The sequence below is a fragment of the Pseudovibrio sp. M1P-2-3 genome, assembly GCF_031501865.1.
GTDB classification, from domain to species: domain Bacteria; phylum Pseudomonadota; class Alphaproteobacteria; order Rhizobiales; family Stappiaceae; genus Pseudovibrio; species Pseudovibrio corallicola.
This window is the reverse complement of sequence record NZ_JARRCW010000001.1, coordinates 2544059-2561434: the sequence shown is the minus strand read 5'-3', so window position 1 is coordinate 2561434 and position 17376 is coordinate 2544059. Positions and strand designations below refer to the sequence as shown.

11 protein-coding genes are annotated in these 17376 nt (G+C 49.6%); 7 read left to right on the top strand and 4 right to left on the bottom strand.

Annotation, left to right across the window (positions count from 1 at the left end; translation table 11 throughout):
* Window positions 1–169 precede the first annotated feature (169 nt).
* The 3 genes from P6574_RS11130 (at window position 170) to P6574_RS11120 (ending at window position 10914) form a co-directional block, all read left to right on the top strand.
* A complete protein-coding gene (locus P6574_RS11130; protein WP_310620349.1) occupies window positions 170–3823 on the top strand; it encodes a Tc toxin subunit A-related protein in 3654 nt (1217 codons plus the stop codon).
* A 3-nt stretch (window positions 3824–3826) separates the two neighbouring features.
* Window positions 3827–9661 carry a toxin TcdB middle/N-terminal domain-containing protein gene (locus tag P6574_RS11125; RefSeq protein ID WP_310620348.1) on the top strand — a complete coding sequence of 1945 codons (5835 nt, stop codon included), beginning with the start codon at window positions 3827–3829 and terminating at the stop codon, window positions 9659–9661.
* Between the two features lie 189 nt (window positions 9662–9850).
* A protein-coding gene (locus P6574_RS11120; RefSeq protein ID WP_310618446.1) for an IS630 family transposase occupies window positions 9851–10914 on the top strand; the annotation gives its coding sequence in 2 pieces (ribosomal slippage) (window positions 9851–10334 and window positions 10334–10914; 1065 coding nt in all).
* 135 nt (window positions 10915–11049) lie between these two features.
* Here P6574_RS11120 and P6574_RS11115 read toward each other — a convergent pair.
* The 3 genes from P6574_RS11115 to P6574_RS11105 are packed head-to-tail and all read right to left on the bottom strand — an operon-like array spanning window position 11050 to window position 13382.
* The gene (locus P6574_RS11115) at window positions 11050–12213 is read right to left on the bottom strand and encodes a glutathionylspermidine synthase family protein (RefSeq protein WP_310620347.1); all 1164 of its coding nucleotides are present in this window, start codon (window positions 12211–12213) and stop codon (window positions 11050–11052) included.
* Between the two features lie 18 nt (window positions 12214–12231).
* Entirely contained in the window at window positions 12232–12903 is a 672-nt protein-coding gene (locus P6574_RS11110) for a PspA/IM30 family protein (RefSeq protein ID WP_310620346.1), read from the bottom strand.
* A gap of 20 nt (window positions 12904–12923) precedes the next feature.
* A complete protein-coding gene (locus P6574_RS11105) occupies window positions 12924–13382 on the bottom strand; it encodes a YjfI family protein (RefSeq protein ID WP_310620345.1) in 459 nt (152 codons plus the stop codon).
* 514 nt (window positions 13383–13896) lie between these two features.
* Between P6574_RS11105 and P6574_RS11100 the strand changes: the two genes are divergently transcribed.
* From P6574_RS11100 to P6574_RS11085, 4 genes are all read left to right on the top strand, one after another.
* Entirely contained in the window at window positions 13897–14907 is a 1011-nt protein-coding gene (locus P6574_RS11100) for a potassium channel family protein (protein WP_310620344.1), read from the top strand.
* Window positions 14891–15532 carry a DUF2491 family protein gene (locus tag P6574_RS11095; protein ID WP_310620343.1) on the top strand — a complete coding sequence of 214 codons (642 nt, stop codon included), beginning with the start codon at window positions 14891–14893 and terminating at the stop codon, window positions 15530–15532. The genes P6574_RS11100 and P6574_RS11095 overlap by 17 nt, the downstream gene beginning before the upstream one ends.
* A gap of 121 nt (window positions 15533–15653) precedes the next feature.
* Complete coding sequence (locus tag P6574_RS11090) at window positions 15654–16064, top strand: DUF350 domain-containing protein (protein ID WP_310620342.1); 411 nt, start codon at window positions 15654–15656, stop codon at window positions 16062–16064.
* Window positions 16065–16073: 9 nt separating this feature from the next.
* Window positions 16074–16646, top strand: coding sequence for a DUF1190 domain-containing protein (locus P6574_RS11085; RefSeq protein WP_310620341.1), 573 nt, complete (start codon window positions 16074–16076; stop codon window positions 16644–16646).
* Here the strand turns inward: P6574_RS11085 and P6574_RS11080 are convergent.
* Window positions 16596–17048: a flotillin domain-containing protein gene (locus P6574_RS11080; RefSeq protein WP_310620340.1), complete on the bottom strand. Its 453-nt coding sequence runs from the start codon at window positions 17046–17048 to the stop codon at window positions 16596–16598. The two genes, P6574_RS11085 and P6574_RS11080, sit on opposite strands and share 51 nt — an antisense overlap.
* Window positions 17049–17376 lie beyond the last annotated feature (328 nt).

Here is a 17376-nt window from a genome sequence, read left to right as displayed (position 1 = left end):
TCATGCTCCGTGTAACAGCTCTGGGTCTTTGCTTTCAGTATTTTCATTTTTAATAGGTAATTCCAAATATGTTCGAAATTTACCCAATAATTCAAGGGTTGTTCGCTAATCGTTAGAGGATAAATATCTGGCACCGGTTCAAATGTTCACCTCTCCGGAGCCAGCCCCGATGAAACATCTTGAGAATTTTCTGAGTGTCAGCGCCATTAAAGGTACCGTTGAAACCTATGAAAAAGAGGTAGCTGTTCTTGTCGATCAATTGCGAGATACGCCCCCTTCAAAGGGGGATGGTAAATCCCGCGAACGGTTGGCCCGAATTCGGCTGCAACTTGCAAAGGCAAACAGGGCTTTTGCCAAGAGAAATTACCAGAAGGCTCTGGACGAATACAAAAAGCTTCAGGGGTTGATTTACAACCTGATCCAGCCAAGTTTCATACCAATTCTGGCAACAAATCCGATTTTTGCGGCTCCACTGGAAGCTGAACTTTTTGAACCACTTTTAAACCGCTCTCTTGAAATGGTCGCCAAAATAGAGCCCGAACCAAAAACAACGGGCTTTGGTGGTGGGTCTTTTCTTTTGCCGGATGCCGTTAAGAAATCGATGGAACCACTTTCTGACCTTGGAGTAAAAACCGAGCATGGGTTTTCATCTGAACTTACGGAAATAGCCGAGGCCGGCACCGACTATCTTGAACAAGGGGATCATCAACGAGCCCTAGAGTTTTTCGAGTTGGCGGCAAAGTCTCTTGATGGAAATGACAGCGAAGAGGGCAAGCTTGCAGCAGCTTCCATGCAAATGAATATTGGCGTGGCGCTTTTGCAGGCAGGGCGTACTGAGGAGTCTTTGGAGACATTAAACGCCGCTGCCAAAGGTTATAGCGTTCTTGGTGATCTTGTCGGGCAAGCGCAGGTTAAAACCAATCAGGCGGCGCTTGCGCAAAAAACAGGAAATCCCAAGGAAGCCGAAGTACTTTTAATGGAGGCGGACCAGCTTCTTGCCCGCGCCGAGGGGTTGCCGGAACAAGATGGCTTTTCATCGTCAAACGGAACGCCAGAAGGAACACCTTCTGAGCCCGGCGGCTATACCAGAACGCCTTTTACCCGTAGTTTTTTAAGTGGCATATCCCGTCCTATTATTTCCAGACCTGTCATGTCTGTGGGCTCGTCTGATGGGGGTTCGTCGCTTTCACTTGCCGGTACAACCATGACAGTTGCAACACCCGTTGCAGAGGCTTTTGTGGCAAGGCCTGCAGTGGACCCTGAAGCCCTTACTCAGGCAACGCAGGCGGAAGGGCAAGCCGTTGTTCTGCGCCAGCCCGGTAAATCAGAGGGTTGGGTAGTTCAAGCTCTTGTTGGCAATATTGAGAACGCCAATAAGGCCGAGAACAAAGTGTTTTCAATGGAAATTGCGGGAGAGAAAATTAACGTCCCCTGGAAGGTCTCCAAGGGCATTGATAATGCTACTATCAAGAGTAAGCTCTATGAGAAACGCATTGACGCCCAGACACTGAATCTCGTCAACTTCCGCTTTGATCTGGACAGTGATCTTTCTGCTCGCCTACCGCACCTCTATTACTTCTCAATCCCCGTCAAAATGGGGGACTGCTATAAGGAACTGGGGGAATATGATCTGGCGATAACCTCATACAAAAAGGCGTCGGATTACCAGTACATAAATAAGAAAATCGAGATACCCAGTGTCTGGATCCGCATCGCTGAGACAGCCCTTGATCATGGTGATTTACTGTTCAGACAGGGCGATCCAACGGAGGCGTTAAAACACTACGGTCTGGTAATGACGCTGGAAGAAGAAGTGCCGGATTCTGATCTTTATAAGGGCCCGTTAAAAATTTATGGCGATAAGGTTGAGGCCCTCATTGATAATATGGATGATGCAGATAACTCTGTTCTCAATCCGAAACTGATCGGGCTCGTGTTCAATATCCGCAGTAAAACACGGATGATCAAGGCGGGGCTGAACTTTTGGGGCTTGCCTGCCAATTACTTCCCAATCTTCAAATTTGACTATCTGCACAGTGTGGCAACCCACTTTGCCCAGCAAGCCGTTCAGGCCGAGCGCGAGTATATCAACTTCACCGCGCGGGGCGAAGATGAAGAACTGACCCGCCAGCAAATCGAACAATCGGTGGAAGCTGGGAAAGCGGAAGTCAAACTGGCTGAGGAGCAACTGGAATACGCCAAGGCAGAAGAGAAGGTGACGCAGGAAAACAAAGAGCTGGCAGAACTGCGTCGCCATAATGCCATTGATCATAAACAGGATGTGGCAGATGCCGCCTATGAGCAGGCAGCGCTTGATGCGGCCATGCAGTTTGCAGGTGGGCCAGAGGGCTATGAAGTCAACTACACTTATTACAGCCCTTCCGAAGGGAAGAATGTCACCCTTTCCGGCAGTGACGCCTATAAGGTCATGTCAGAGGCAGCCTACCGGCGCGGAATGATTTCCCGTGATCTGGAGCTTGCCAATATTCAGCGCCAGATTGACGAGTTGCAGCAGAACATTGATCTGGCTGAAGCCCAGAATGAAGCAGCGCAAGCGCGGACCGACATCAGCGAACAGCAGTTGGAAATGGCGAAGATGAACCAGCGCCATTCGGAAGACTTGCTAGAGACCTTTAACGACCAGATTTTCACACCAGAAGTCTGGTACCAGCTTGGCAATCATATGCGCTATATCTCCGCATCCTATATGAACCGAGCTCTCAATACTGCGCGCAAGATGGAGATGGCCTACGAGCTGGAAACCGGCTTTGATATGAGTGTGATCAAGAGCAGTTATACTACCAATATTGCTTCCGGTTTGCTCAGCGCTGATTACCTACTCAAGGATATTGAGTATTTCACATATCACCGGATTATGCAGTCCAAAGCCAAGGATATTGCGGTTAAACAGGAGTTCTCACTCAATTCCATCAACCCCACGGGTTTTGCCAGCAAATTCAAGGAAACTGGTATCTTGGAATTTGATACCTCCCTTGCCGAATTTGACCGCGCTTTTCCCGGAACATACTTACGCAAGATAAAGAAAGTTGAGGTTGTCGTGGAAGGACTGCTGCCACCTGGCGGCATTGTTGGAACTTTGAAAAATTCCGGCATCTCTCGTGATCGTAAGAAAAACGGAAATGAGTTCTTCCGTCTCCAACCCCGCGAAGCGCTTCTTCTTTCAGAGTTTAGTCCGCGCAATGATCTGGCGATCTTTCAGCCAAACCCTTCTGTTTTGGGTGTGTTTGAACATTGCGGCACTGCAACCAGCTGGACGCTGGAAATACCGCCCAGTGCGAATGACATCGACTTCAACAGTATCTCCGATGTGCGGATGATTGTTTATTATACCGCCCAACATAACCCTATTTTGGAAACCCAGATAAAAGGAAGTCTGCCAACAGCAGGGAAAGAGGGTGTTGCCTTGCCATTCAGGCTACTCTACCCCGATGCCTATTATAAGTTTATCGATGGTGGCGAGATGGAGTTTGATCTTCGCACCTCTGATTTTGCTTATAATCAGGAGGACTTGCAACTCAATGACTTGGCAGTGCGCATTGTACGTCATGATGGTCTTGACCCGGCTGGAATTACGCTCAAGGTTGAAACCGATGGCAAACAAGCCTCTGGCATTACAGATGAAAAAGGGACGGTAAAATCGGATCCCCACAATCCTGCGCCTCTTGATCTGCTACAGGGTGTCCCTGTTACTGGCAACTGGCGGATCAGTGCACCTGAGGCAGATAATGTGGATCTGGAGCGTAGCAGTATTCGCGATATCTTCCTCTTTGTTGATTACAGCTTCAAATATCGTGGGGTATAAGTCATGGCCGCCCCGTCGGGAACAGAGAGCTCAATCCTCCCCCTTCCAAAAGGGGGAGGAGCACAAAGCTCTATTGATGAGAGTTTTCAGACCAACCTGAACACGGGATCAGGCTTCTACCAGATCCCGATCAAACTGCCTAAGGGAGTGAATGACCACACCCCCAGCCTTGCTCTAAAATACACCAGTGGGCATGGTATGGGCCCCTATGGTTTGGGTTGGAGCCTTCGCCTTCCATCTATCACCGCGAGTTTTGACCGCAGACTGCCAGACCCTTCGGATAGCGGAGATCCGGATTTTCTCATGGATGGGCGCGAGTTGGTGGCAATCGGCGGTGGGCTTTATCGACCGCTTGCCGAGGCAGAGTTCTCACGTATCAAAAAACTTCCCGCAGATGCTGGCTGGGAAGTGAATACGAAGCAGGGGCAGACCCTGACCTTCGGAATAAGCGCCACGTCTCGTAGTGGACGAGATGGAAAGGTGCGTGAATGGCACCTTGATGCAATAGAAGATATTAATGGCAATACAATCACATTTTCATGGGAGAATGATAAGGGACAAGCCTACCTGAAGTCAGTAGACTACGCGATTTATCAATTGGTGCTTAAATACGAAGAGCGCCCTGATCCCTTCTCCACGTTCCGTTCTGGCTATGAAATTCGCACAACCATGCGCTGCCGTTCAATCGACCTTTTCCTGAATGAGCCTCACCGACAGGCCGTTAAGACCTATCGCCTTCACTATAGTCAAGCCGAACACAGCGGGCTTTCGTTGCTCACAAAAGTACAGCTGGTGGCGCAGGATCAGCCCATTTCGGCAGGCCCGATCTCCGAAATGCCATTGCCGCCTGTTGAGCTATCCTATGCCTCCTTTAAGCCCGATGCCCGTCAGTTAGAAACTCTAGATGATGGCCTTGCATTGCCTCCCTCGCTCTCGCGCTCCGACACGACCCTGCTGGATTATGCAGGGACGGGGCGCCCTGGGATTATTCAGATGAATGACGGCAAGGCCAGATTCTGGCCAAATAACGGTCGGGATGGGTGGGGAGCCCCCAAAACGCTGGATGAACTGCCGCCCTTTGCAGATCTTGCCAGTGGTGGAATGCTGTTTGCAGATATGGATGGCAATGGAACTGCGGACCTTGTTGAAGCCCAAGGACCTTTGACAGGTTACTATGCCAATAAACCGGGAGAAGGCTGGGGGCAGCGCACGCGGTACCGTCACGGCCCTTCTAGCGGACTTGCCGGTGCGCAAAATAGATTGCTTGATCTTGATGGTGACGCGCGGGTTGATTTGCTAAGTGCGGACCGGACAAGCTTTTATCATTATTACAACAAAGGTGCAGGAGGCTGGGAGCAAAACCCAACCGTGACCTTGCGCAAACATGATCTGGAAGTGTTTCCAGATGTTGACTTGGCAGACCCTCACATTCGTTTTGCAGATGTCGTTGGCGATGGACGTTCCCATCTCGTAGCTGTCTATAGTCGGTCGGTTTTCTACTATCCCAATTTGGGGTACGGCCGGTGGGGAGAACGGCGGCGGATGACAAATGCTCCGGTCCTCCCACGTGGATATGACCCTGCGCGGTTGTTTCTGGCTGATGTGGATGGTTCGGGGGCAGCAGATATCCTCTATGTGGATTATGACCGGATTTATATCTGGATCAATCGTTCCGGTAATGGGTTCAGCGATCCAGTGATTGTTGCCGGCACTCCGCCGTTGGCTGATGCGGCAATCCTCATTGCGGATATGAAGGGCACCGGCACGCAAGGGGTGCTGTGGAGTTATGAGGCCAGTTTACGCAAGTCACAAGCCTATCGCTATCTGGATCTATGTGCTGGTAGTAAACCCTATTTGCTCAAATCTATCCGCAATAATGTAGGCGTTGAAACGCAGCTGAGTTATGCAAGTTCCTGCGATTGGCAACGAGATCAGGATGATCCGGATATAGAAGGATCTGGTTTCCTGCCATTTCCTGTGCCCGTTGTGCGGGCTCTTGAAGTGTCCGACCCCCATACGGGTGTGACTTCCCGCAGTGAGTTTTCTTACTGGAATGGCCACTTTGATGGTAAAACACGCCGTTTTGCGGGGTTTGGTAAAGGAGAGCGGCGCGACATAGGTGATGATACGGTCCCCACGCTCCGCACAACCAGTTATTTCCATACGCAAGATATTGCGCTGCGCCACCGCTCGTTTCTGACCCGCGTATTTGGCGAGGATGATACCCCCAATGCCCATCGACCGTTTTCAGAAGAAGAGGTCACTTATGCGGTGTCCGAGGTTGGCCAGTCGGCAGATGGGCAGAGTATTCGCCATGTGGCTGAGACTGAAAAAGTCAGCCGTAAGATTGAGCGCTCGGCGACCGCCAATGAGATACGGATTGAGCAAAGCTATGATGCTTTTGGCAACGTCTCGCTTGCCCGGAAGACATCGTCTTGGGTGGATGATGAAGGTACACCGCAGCAATCTGTTCTTGTAACGTCCACGACCCATACCAGCAATGAGGCCGAGTGGCTTGTAGGCCTACCTGTCCGCACTGTGGTTCGCGATGGCAACGGGGCGATCCTGTCTGCATCCATTACCTACTATGACGGGCCGGATTTTTTCGGTCTGCCAGAGGGACACGCCTCAAATGGAAATATTAGCCGCGAGCGCAAACTGGCTCTGCTGCCTGCCCACAATACATTGGGGCTGGATGATGCGGGTCTGGCAGCTCATGGGTATATAAAGGAGAACGATCCAGAGCTTGGTCTGGTTTTCTTTGTAGACGATAATGCACAAAGCTTTGGTGCGGGCGGCATTCTAACCCGCAGAAAAGACGCGAGAGGTTTTGAAACACACATTACCTTTGACGCACATGGCCTTTATCCTGCAATGGTATCTCTGGCCAACAACAGCAGTGTGAGCGCTGAGTATGAGTATAAGTACGGCTCCATGACCAGTTACCGTGATCAAAACGGTATTGATCAGTTGTTTGACTATGATATCGCTGGGCGTTTGATTACTGCAATACGGTATGATGACCTTTCCGGCCAACCTTATCTGGAACACCAATATGGAGAAGGTGCCAGTCCGCCCCACACTGTTACGTTAACACGCAGCCAGCCGGGGGGAGCGCAGCACACGAAGGTTGAATATTTTGATGGTGTTGGTGAAGTCCTGCAAACCCGCTCCGAGGCGGAGGATGGCAAAATTCTGGTCAGTGGTCGCAAGGATTACAATGTACGCGGCCTGCCTATTCGAGAGTTCGAGCCCTATTTTGGCATTGGTATGGATTTTTCTCTTGCAGATCAAACCAACCCCAACCTGTTTACCAGTTACAGGTATGATGCACTGGGCCGCAGTACGCAACGCTTAGACTGGGAAGGTCTCCCTTATCGCTCACAGTACACTCTTGGGGAAACCAGACATTTTGACCCAAGCGATCTGGGCCTTACGCCAAATGCAAATGCCAGTGATACCCCTCGCTCTGACTGGATGGACCCGGAAGAGCAAGTGGTGGCCGTTCTTGAAAGAACCGAGACGGGCACTTATGCAACCCGCAATCAGTTCGATCCGGCAGGTCAACGGGTGCAGGTGAGTGTAAACGGTGATGTTCACACACAAAATACTTATGACTGTTTGGGCCGGCGGATTAAATCCGTATATCGGGATGCAGGCACCCAGCTTTATTTTTATGATGCTGCGGGAAATCTGGTTGAGCGGGTTGACGGCAACGGGGCAAGGGTACACCGCACCTTCGATGCCTTGGGCCGCATTTTGGAGCTGCGCCATGGGGGTCCAGCAGGAACGCTGGAAGAAACCTACCATTATGATCAAGGGGAACCTGGAGAGGAACATACCAAGGGGCAACTGACAAAAGTAACAGGCCCCTTTGGGGAAGTGCGCTACACTTATGGGCGATGTGGCTGTATCAAAACCAAAACGCGGATCTTTCCCGGCTTAGCTCAAGAGCAGACTGTCACCTATAAAACAGATAGTTTGAAACGCTTTACCAAGATTATTTACCCCGATGGTTTCGAGCAGGACTTTGCCTATAACGATGGTGGTTTGATAACTTCCATTGTCGGGGTTATTGACAGAATTGACTATACAGCCACCGGCAGGCGTAAACGCATAGAATATACCTCCGGTGTAATTACCGAATATGAATATGCGGCGGGTTCTCAGTATCTCTTGCGCATAAAAACCAGCTCTCCCGATGGCACCATAACCTATCAAGATACGACAAATACCTATGATGCCTTGGGACGCTTGAGCGCTATCACGGATAGTGCAAATGTGCCGGGGCATCTCTCAACAGCGCGCGACTTTACCTATGATTCCCTCTCTCAACTTCTTCAGGAAAACGGAGTGGACGAGAATGGCGCCTATACCCATGATTACAGTTATGACGCAAATGGAAATATTACCAGTTACCCGGAAAGTTTCGGGCACCTAGCTTTAGAGCATGATGACCCCGCCCACCCTTACAGACTTTCTGCCATAGATGGAATACCTGCGGGATACACGTATGATAACGCTGGAAATATAACAGCAACACCAGATTGCCAGTTTACCTTTGATGCAAGAAATCGCTTGATACGGGTAGAGCACACCAACGGAACGGTTGTGACACATTTATATGATCACAACAGCAATCGGGTTGTAACCCGTGTCACGGTTGGCGCGGTCACGGATAGTCAGTTCAACTTTGATGATATCTATCTGATTGAGGGTATGACAGCCACTAAGATGGTATTTGATGAAAACAAGCAGATTGCTTTGATCCGGCAAAATGGCAGCGGGGTAGTCTATCACAAGGATCATCTGGGTTCCCATGTGGCTAGCTCGGAGTTGCAGACAGGAGCGTTTATCGCCCAAACCTCCTATTACGCATTTGGTAAGATATCCAAGTCTGGTGCGATCGAAGGTCCGTTCCGCTATAACGGCAAAAAATTTGATGAACTCCCAAAACTGGTTTTCTTTGGAGGGCGCTACTACCTTCCAGAACTGGGGCGGTTCCTGACGCCTGATCCCTATTATCTTGAGGAGCAGCCGGATAAGTTCTTTAATGAGCCGCGCAGTCTGCAGCTATATACTTATGTATTGAACAACCCGTTGAACATGATAGATCCTTATGGGCTGTGGTTTGGCATTGATGATGCCATAGTTGCAGTTGTCGGGTTTGTGGTGGGCGCTGTTTCCTACGTTATTAACTGGGCCGTTTCTGGTGGAGACTTTCAGTGGAGCGAGTTCATTATGTCCGGCCTTATGGGGGCGGCCACTATTTGGGCTGCGTGGACACTCACGGGGCCTGTGGGGGCTTTAATCGTGGGCGCTGCCATGCTGGCAAAACCGGCGATAACAGGCGCTCTGGATCAAGCTTCCATGGGAAATGGGGCAGGGGACAGGTTCCTCGGTTTCTTAAGCTTTGCCATTAAATTTGCGAGCGCGCCCTTAACAACCACCATCGGCCTGTTAATAGGATTTTTCGGTATTGGATTTGGTCTGTGGGGACGGGTTGAATGGTTCCGCGGCGGTGTTATCGCTTTTGAGCATAATGCGGGCGGGGCAGGGTTCTCAGCGGTGACGCTGGGTGGTTCGGTTAATATCTGGAGCGGCAACACAAACGATCCACTTTTCGCACACGAGCTCTATCATTCCCGTCAATATACCTATTTTGGAGATGCGTTTATTCCCATGTGGATTTTGGGAGGTATCTACGGGTTGCTTAGCTCCGCTATAGCTGGAAATCCGCAGTGGTCGTGTTTCAACTCCGGCAACCCCAACGCTCCCTATGGAAACCCGTTGGAAGATGGTGCTCATGCAGCTGCCCGAGGAGGAGGGTGCACATAAGCACATAACTTTTTCTGTCGGCCACTCTTTCGAGTGGAAGAGTACCTGCCAATGTGCGAGCGGATAGAGAGCTTGCTGTTTTGGCTATTTTGGAGTCGAGTATAATACCAACGGCACCTGTTTTTGACTCGGGATGAGGATTCCCAAATCACTTGAATTGTGATTCAACATTGGGAAAGGAGATTCCCAATGTCAGCGATCCCATTGCGCCGAGACTATGATGCTTCTTCGTTACGAACTCTTGCTTGTCAAAGTAAGGATGTCAGGCAGAGCCGCCGCCTTCTTGCTCTTGCTGCTGTTTATGATGGGTTGTCGCGCTTGGAGGCGGCACGCATGGGCGGCATGGACCGCCAAACACTGCGAGACTGGGTGCATCGGTTTAACGCAGAAGGGCCGCACGGCCTGTACAATCGTAAGAGCCCGGGCCGTGTCCGGTGGTTAAATAAAGAGCAAATGGCTGAATTTGCAGATCTGGTTGAGGCTGGGCCTGATTTACAACAACACGGCGTAATTCGCTGGCGTCGGCGGGATCTGCAAGGTGTGATCGAGCAGAAGTTTGGGGTCAGCTATAGCGAAAGGGCTATTTCAAGCCTCCTCAGAGTTCTGGGATTTTCTCGGGTCAGCGTTCGGCCACAGCACCCGGCACAGGACGAGCAAGTTATGGAGACATATAAAAAAACTTCCATGCCCAGCTTAAAGAAATAAAAGCGCGCTTGCCCTCACAAACATCCATGGAAATCTGGTGGCAGGACGAAGCCCGCATTGGTCAAAAAAATGGGCTCACCAGAAGGTGGGCAAAAAAAGGAACGAGACCACGGGCTCCCAGCGACGGGCGCTATCAATCAACTTATGTATTCGGGGCCATCTGCCCCGCCCACGGCAAAGGGGCAGCACTTGTTTTGCCCAAAGCCAATACCAATTCCATGCAGCTTCACCTTAAAGAAATCAGCCGAACCGTCGCCAAAGGGGCGCACGCAGTGGTCCTGATGGATCAAGCGGGTTGGCATACAACGGCAAAACTGAAGTTGCCTGATAATATAACCATCTTGCTGCTCCCACCCCGTTCTCCGGAGCTCAACCCGGTTGAAAATGTTTGGCAGTACTTACGGCAAAACTGGCTCTCTAACCGAACCTTTCAAGACTACCAGGAAATTGTCGATGCCGCCTGTTCCGCTTGGAATAAGCTTATTCAACAACCCCACACAATCACATCAATCGGTAGACGAAATTGGGCGCATACAGGTCAATTATAAGTGCCGTTGGTATAAGTCAGCTGCATGAAAACTGCAGCTGATCTTTGCGGCTTTCAAGGAGATACTAAAAGCGCTGGGAACTCGTAGACTTTCCCTTTTTGGGCGGAGGTACACTGTCAATCAATGATAGGATCGCTAATCCAGTATCAAGTGGGGGACAAAGCGCGAGGTGTCACGGGTAATTAAGGAATGATCTTCTCTGATTCCAATCCCTGCGGCCTCTTCACCAATAATCCAGGAACCTATGACGGTATGGTCCTGTCCAAATTTGGGGACCTCCTTGAACTGCTGAAGGATATAGCCTTCCTGCCCATAGGGGCCCTTTTCGGATTCTGATAAAGCGCCATTGCGAAAAATTTCCACATTGGCCCCTTCACGGCTGAAGAGGGGCTTGCGGACGTAGGCATTCGTTAGATCAACGCCGCCATCTTTATTTTCAAAGGATGAGGGTAAAAGGTTTGGGTGCCCCTCATACATTTGCCAAAGAAGTGGCAGTATGCCTTTGTTAGAGAGAATTGCCTTCCAAGCGGGCTCAAAAATCTGCGTTGGTGTTTTGGGTAGAAGTGGGCCATAGCTTTCCCGGAACATGTCTTCCAGCGGGTAAAGCTTGAACCAGTTATCAATGACAGTATTGTCCAGATCGGCAAACCGGTACTGATCATCTGCCCCCACATCTTCCAGATAAACAAAGTGGGTCAAAAGCCCGGCCTGCCTTGCACAGTCCTCCAGATATTGCAAGGTCGCCCGATCTTCGATGGTGTCCTTGCAGCAGGAGAAGTGCAGATGGCAGCCCTTTTCAAAAATCTGGGAGAAACGGGCAATCAACTTGTCTTGTACGGAGTTGAACTGGTCACTGTTGGCAGGCAGATCACCTGCTGCGCGCATATCTTCCAGCCACATCCATTGGAAAAAACCGGTCTCATAGAGTGAGGTGGGTGTATCTGCATTAAATTCCAGCAGTTTGGCCGGTCCAGAACCATCGTAGAGGAAGTCAAACCGGCCATAAAGGGACGGGTCTCCAGATTTCCATGAATTCCTGATCCAGTCCCAGTAGGCCTGCGGGATCATGAGCTTTGACAGAAGCTCTTCACTTTCAACCACCCGATCGACAAGCTGGAGGCAGCAGCCATATAGCTCCTGCGTAACGTCCTCTAGATCACTTTCAACTTGATCCATTGTAAAGACATAGGCTCTCGTTTCATCCCAGTATGGCTCTTGGTTCATACTATGAAAGATAAACCCAAGTTCTTTTGCCTGTTGTCGCCAGTTCTTCCGCTCGGGTAGTTGAATGCGTTTCATTATTTGATTGTCGTTCTGTTAAAGGCTGGCAAGAAGGGCTTGGACATCACCTTGATTTGGGCTTTCAAGCTTGCGCAGCTTTTCTTCTAGATCAACGCCAGCTTCCACTCGTGCATCTTGTTCTGCGGCTTCCAGCAATGCTTGCTGATGGGCCTGACGTTTCTCAAGTCGGTCCAGACTGTCGACAGCGCTGGCCAGTTTTCCATTTGACGCCGTTGTGTTCAAAGAAGCTGCTTTTTGCGCGGAAATCAAAGCTTCATTGGCTTTGGCACTTTCAATTTTACGCTTCAGGTTGTCGATGTTATTTTGAGCCTGCCGAATGGAGGCTTCCATCTTCTCAACTGTTTGCTGATACTGCTGCCTCTGTTTGTCTTCATCCAGAGACTTTTCCCGCAGCTTGATGATGCTTTGTATGATTTCAACGGCCAGGGGTTCGTCACCCATGCCTTTGGCTTTGCGGGCAGCTTCCGTCCTGCGCTCCACTTCAGTTTCAATTTCCGTGATGGCCTTTTCCTTTATGACCATGTTGGCAGTCATGCGGGCTTTTTCATCCTTGGCTTTTGCCAAGGCTTGTTTTGCTTCGCGAATTTCCTGATCCAGAATGGTCATCAGGTTGGCATCTTGAATGGCTTCTGCCGCATCATTGGCGCGGCCCTTGAAGGCTGTAAATAGTTTGCCCCAAACACTCATAGTTTATCTCCCTGCAATCTTTAAGCAACGGTGGCTTTTGGTCCCACTTCATTGGCAAGTTCGATGGCATTGTTTGCCAGTGTGCGCATTTCCGTTATCACGGAATGTAAAGAGGAACGAGCAGACATGGATCCGAACAGCTCATAGTATTCCCTATCTCCAACACGGTCGATGGACAGAGCACACAGCGGCAGTAAATTCTTGTGGCTACGCAGCATCATGGCCTCAAATGCGGCAGGGTCATCGATGGCATCACGGGGCCATAAGACGGTTGACGTGATAACCTGTTCACCATTGATCGCCACAAACAACCGTGTGCCTCCGGCAGCTTCCACAATAACTTCCAGAACAGCTTCTGCCCCTTCGTTGATAGTTAGCTCAAACTCGCCATCCAAAAGGTCTTCGCTGCGTTCCAAAGCTTCCTTCAAGCTGAAGATATTCCAAGGAGAGGATACGGCTTCCATTTCATATAACTCCATATATTGTTTCCCGGGGAACGGGTCAGTATTAAGTTGTCCAGGGCTGATAGTAATCACCGCGTGATCCCGTAGGCGAGATGCCACAAAATGCATTAGGGGAATATGTTGGGATGGGACCCACAGTTCCACTCTGCCTAGGCCTTTGGAGTGCAGGAAATTTCTTCTTTCCGTTGCACGCTGTTTAGCTGTTAACTTTGGCCTAGTTATTGCTTTCTCCCTATTCATTGCCGGACAAAATCACTTCGTGTTGCATCTGCAATTTCTAATAGTTCTTAAAGAACTCAAAGACTAATCAAGATCAGTGGTTGTTGCTACCTTTAAATCATAGACCGGTATGCCGCTTTTTCTAAACCGGTTCACATTGACAAGATTGGACGGAATATGGTTACAGTTCGTTCATTATACAAGATGCAGTAGATAAATCCCCGTAGGAACTCCCAGTAACTTTTGTGCCCAGTGGTGAATGAATGGCTTGCCGATGATTCTAAGACTATTTTCAAGACTTTATGAGCACATGGTACAGGTGAGAGGGTGGACACTCTTCGCTCTGGTTCTTGGTTATCTGGTTTTATCCTGGTTTTTGTTCTACATATCTGGTGAGCAGGCTCTTACATCAAACCTGATTGATTATCTGTATTTTGCTGCAACAACAGCCTCAACAGTGGGCTATGGAGATATGTCTCCCGTAACAACCAATGGCAAGCTGGTGGCAGCCATATGGTTTTTTCCGGGGGCTTTGCTTGTATTTACAGCGATGCTCAGCAAGATAACCAGCAAAATTGTTCAAGGAGTACGTCTTATGGTTGATGGCCACGGGAACTTTGAAAGGGTGAATGCAGCTACCGTCATCATTGGCTACCACCCCGAAAAGACAGAGGTCATGATCAATGATCTTCTGGCAGGGCAGGCAAGTCCAGGCGCGATCATCCTTCTAGCCAATAGAACGGGAATACCTGTTCCCGATGGCGTGCGTTATGTTCGCGCTGAACGTCTGGACACCATCGCCACCCTAAAGCGTGCGGGCGTAACTAACGCAAGTAAAGTGCTTATTTATACAGATGAAGACGCACAAACCTTCAATATCTGTTTGGCCATACGGGAGCTTAACCCAGATGTCCACGTTGCAGCATATTTTGATGATCGTGACACGGCCCGGCGGGCTTCCCATCTAGCCCATATTGAAGCGGTGGTTTCACGGGCAACCGAATCTCTGGTTCGTGCCGCACAAGACCCAGGTTCAAGCCGTGTCCTTATGGCGCTGAGCTCTGCAACACTCAACTCGACAATATATTCCAAGAAGATCGAAGGTTCAAACGCCGTACCCCTGCCTGCTATCGAGCTGGCCCTCAATAAACTGGATACGACGTTATTGGCCGTCTCAAAGGCAGAAACAAGCGATATTTGCTTCAGGCCATTTCCCGAAGAAATGCCTCATGGATCTGTGCTCTATTATGTCGCAGAAAAGCGCATCAATTCAAAGCTTTGGGAAAATATAATGGGGGATCTCAATGTTCAAGTGGCTTAATCGTAAACCCACGCCAACGCTGCCGGAAATTTCGGAGCTGACTATAGGGCGCACAGTCAAGGTAGATCCACTGACTCTCAAAATGTGGCCAAGTGACTGTCTGATAGCGGCTCCCAAAAATGCCATGTCCATTGTGGCTCAGGGACACTGCGACCTTGGAGAGCAGTCCCACCTGCATAGGTTTTACCCTGATGACGATAGTGTCCTGTTGCAAATTCAGGGCGGCGACGGACGCGAAGACACGCGCATCGATGAAATTATGCTCTGGAGCTACTATGATGTGCAATACCCTTCAACGCAGGTGCAATGGGACGAGTTCGGCAAACGAATAAAGCAGACTTCGTATCGCCTTCCCTGTGAAGACGGTGAGCTCTTATATGAGCGTGCTTGGTTTGACAGCTCCTCCCAGCCAGAAGACCCGATGTCGTATTGGGAGAGTGTTTACAGTGATCGCCAAATGACTGACAAAAAGGCGATCTTTCAATCTGCAATGTTGTTCGCACGCCGTTTGAGTGATGGGGAAGACGAAATGCTGCTGGTCAATATGGAAGAACCGGAAGGCGGGGAACGCTGTGTAACCCACATGGTGGGCCGGGCTCTCACAAAGCATTCTTTAATCATCTAGTGCGCATTGGCTTTGGCTGGGTTCAATCCGGCAACAAAAGTTTGCAAAATAAAGAGTTGGGGCATGGCGTGAGTTCAAATGGATATATCATGCCTAAGATATTATAAATATGGAGTTTCTTTTGACTGACTTACAAGGCTCATTGATGGGCGTTATTCCTTTTCTGGCGTATTTTGCAAGCGCCCTTATTCTACTTTTTGGTTTTTGTATAATTTATACGCGTATAACTCCCCATCGGGAAATGGCGCTCATTAAGCAAAATAATATCAGTGCTGCATTGTCCTTTTCAGGGGCGATGCTGGGCTTTTCCCTTCCCATTGCAAGTGCTGCCGCCAACTCTGTGGACCTCGTTGATTTTCTGGTCTGGGGCGTAATTGCCGGTATTGTACAAATTATAACCTATCTCGTTTTCAGGCTGTTTTACCCGAAAGTGTCACAGCGGATTGAAGATGGTGAAATCGCAATCGGTATCCATTTGGCGACCGTTTCCTTGGCTGTTGGCTGGCTGAATGCTGCCTCAATGACGTATTGAGGGGCGATCATGAGAAAACGTTCAGGCCAACTAAAGCTGGTCATGATGGCCACCACCACGATGGCAATTGCTGGGTGTGGTGCGGAGCCACAAGAGGAAGGACACTTTTATACCTCCCTTGGGCAATGCCAAAGAGATGAAGTGTTTACAAAAGCACAGTGTGAGCAGGCTTTTGCTGAGGGCGAAGCGCGGCATGAGAAAACTGCGCCGCGCTATGAGAGTAACGGTTTATGTGAGGAACAGCACGGTAGTAATCAGTGCTCGCCTCATAAACCAGAAGGATCAATCCGAACAGACTATTATACGCCAAATGTAGGTGGCTACTTTCTTGCCGGTATGATTACGTCTGCAGTGATTGATGGAATAGGGGATTTGGCACGCCCTGCATATAGAAACCGCAGAGGGGGCTACTATACATCCTCCGGCTACAAACTGGGGCCAGTGACATCGGGTTATAAGACAAAGGTCTCCACAAAAGCTGTTACCAAAAAGGTCATTCGACCCAAGGTCCAAACACGAACATCAGTTGCCTCACGTGGCGGCTTTGGCTCCCGCTCTGGTGGCTTCAGTTTCGGCGGCTAAAGCTACGCGGCTAAATAGGAGGTTAAAGCAGTGAGACGTTTTATTGAAATAGCTCACTGCTTTAACCTCTTTCTCCTGTTTCCTTCGATAATTCAAACGGGGGTAGGAGAGAGTAACTTTTAAAAAAGGCCCTAGCCTTGTTTGAAGATTGGAGCGAGCCTCGGGAATGCTCGGTTTACTCAAGAGGTTATCCATCAGTGGTGCCTGCGTGCAGTACTTGAGGGCCGGGTTGATCCGCTGGTCGAATAAAGCGCAGTTGGACCCTCTATCTGTGATTTGCGCGGCGGCTCCGTCATTGGGTCCATGTAGGCCACCCTCCAGCAAAATCTTGATGCCATTGATCCGCTCCATAGGCCTGACTGACTCCTCGATGATTTCTGGTAGGGTTTCACTCAGAGCCATTTAACCTGCATGGCAATCTGGTCGGGAGTTAGAAAGCTAGCAGCCTCGTTGAGGCTACGTTTGCCTTAAGCTTCAGTAGACAGGCGCAGCTTGTCGGCTTCGGCACGGTTGTGCATGGCGCGGTATTCCCTCCTTTAATGGAGTGGGACTGATGTTCCTGTTTAATCATTTTTCCATTGTTAGGTTCAAGCAATATAAATAATATAACAATATAAAATGATGATAAGCAGAAATATAACAAATCTAATATTAATATAGAATTATATTTCATTGTAATATTATAAGTATGTCTTGATTTTAAATGTGATATATACATTTAAATGGAGTG

Coding starts and splice junctions, on each gene's coding strand:
- P6574_RS11085 (WP_310620341.1), top strand. CDS start 16,074: ATGAGAAAACGTTCAGGCCAACTAAAGCTGGTCATGATGGCCACCACC.
- P6574_RS11100 (WP_310620344.1), top strand. CDS start 13,897: ATGGTACAGGTGAGAGGGTGGACACTCTTCGCTCTGGTTCTTGGTTAT.
- P6574_RS11115 (WP_310620347.1), bottom strand. CDS start 12,213: ATGAAACGCATTCAACTACCCGAGCGGAAGAACTGGCGACAACAGGCA.
- P6574_RS11080 (WP_310620340.1), bottom strand. CDS start 17,048: ATGGCTCTGAGTGAAACCCTACCAGAAATCATCGAGGAGTCAGTCAGG.
- P6574_RS11105 (WP_310620345.1), bottom strand. CDS start 13,382: ATGGAGTTATATGAAATGGAAGCCGTATCCTCTCCTTGGAATATCTTC.
- P6574_RS11110 (WP_310620346.1), bottom strand. CDS start 12,903: ATGAGTGTTTGGGGCAAACTATTTACAGCCTTCAAGGGCCGCGCCAAT.
- P6574_RS11095 (WP_310620343.1), top strand. CDS start 14,891: ATGTTCAAGTGGCTTAATCGTAAACCCACGCCAACGCTGCCGGAAATT.
- P6574_RS11130 (WP_310620349.1), top strand. CDS start 170: ATGAAACATCTTGAGAATTTTCTGAGTGTCAGCGCCATTAAAGGTACC.
- P6574_RS11125 (WP_310620348.1), top strand. CDS start 3,827: ATGGCCGCCCCGTCGGGAACAGAGAGCTCAATCCTCCCCCTTCCAAAA.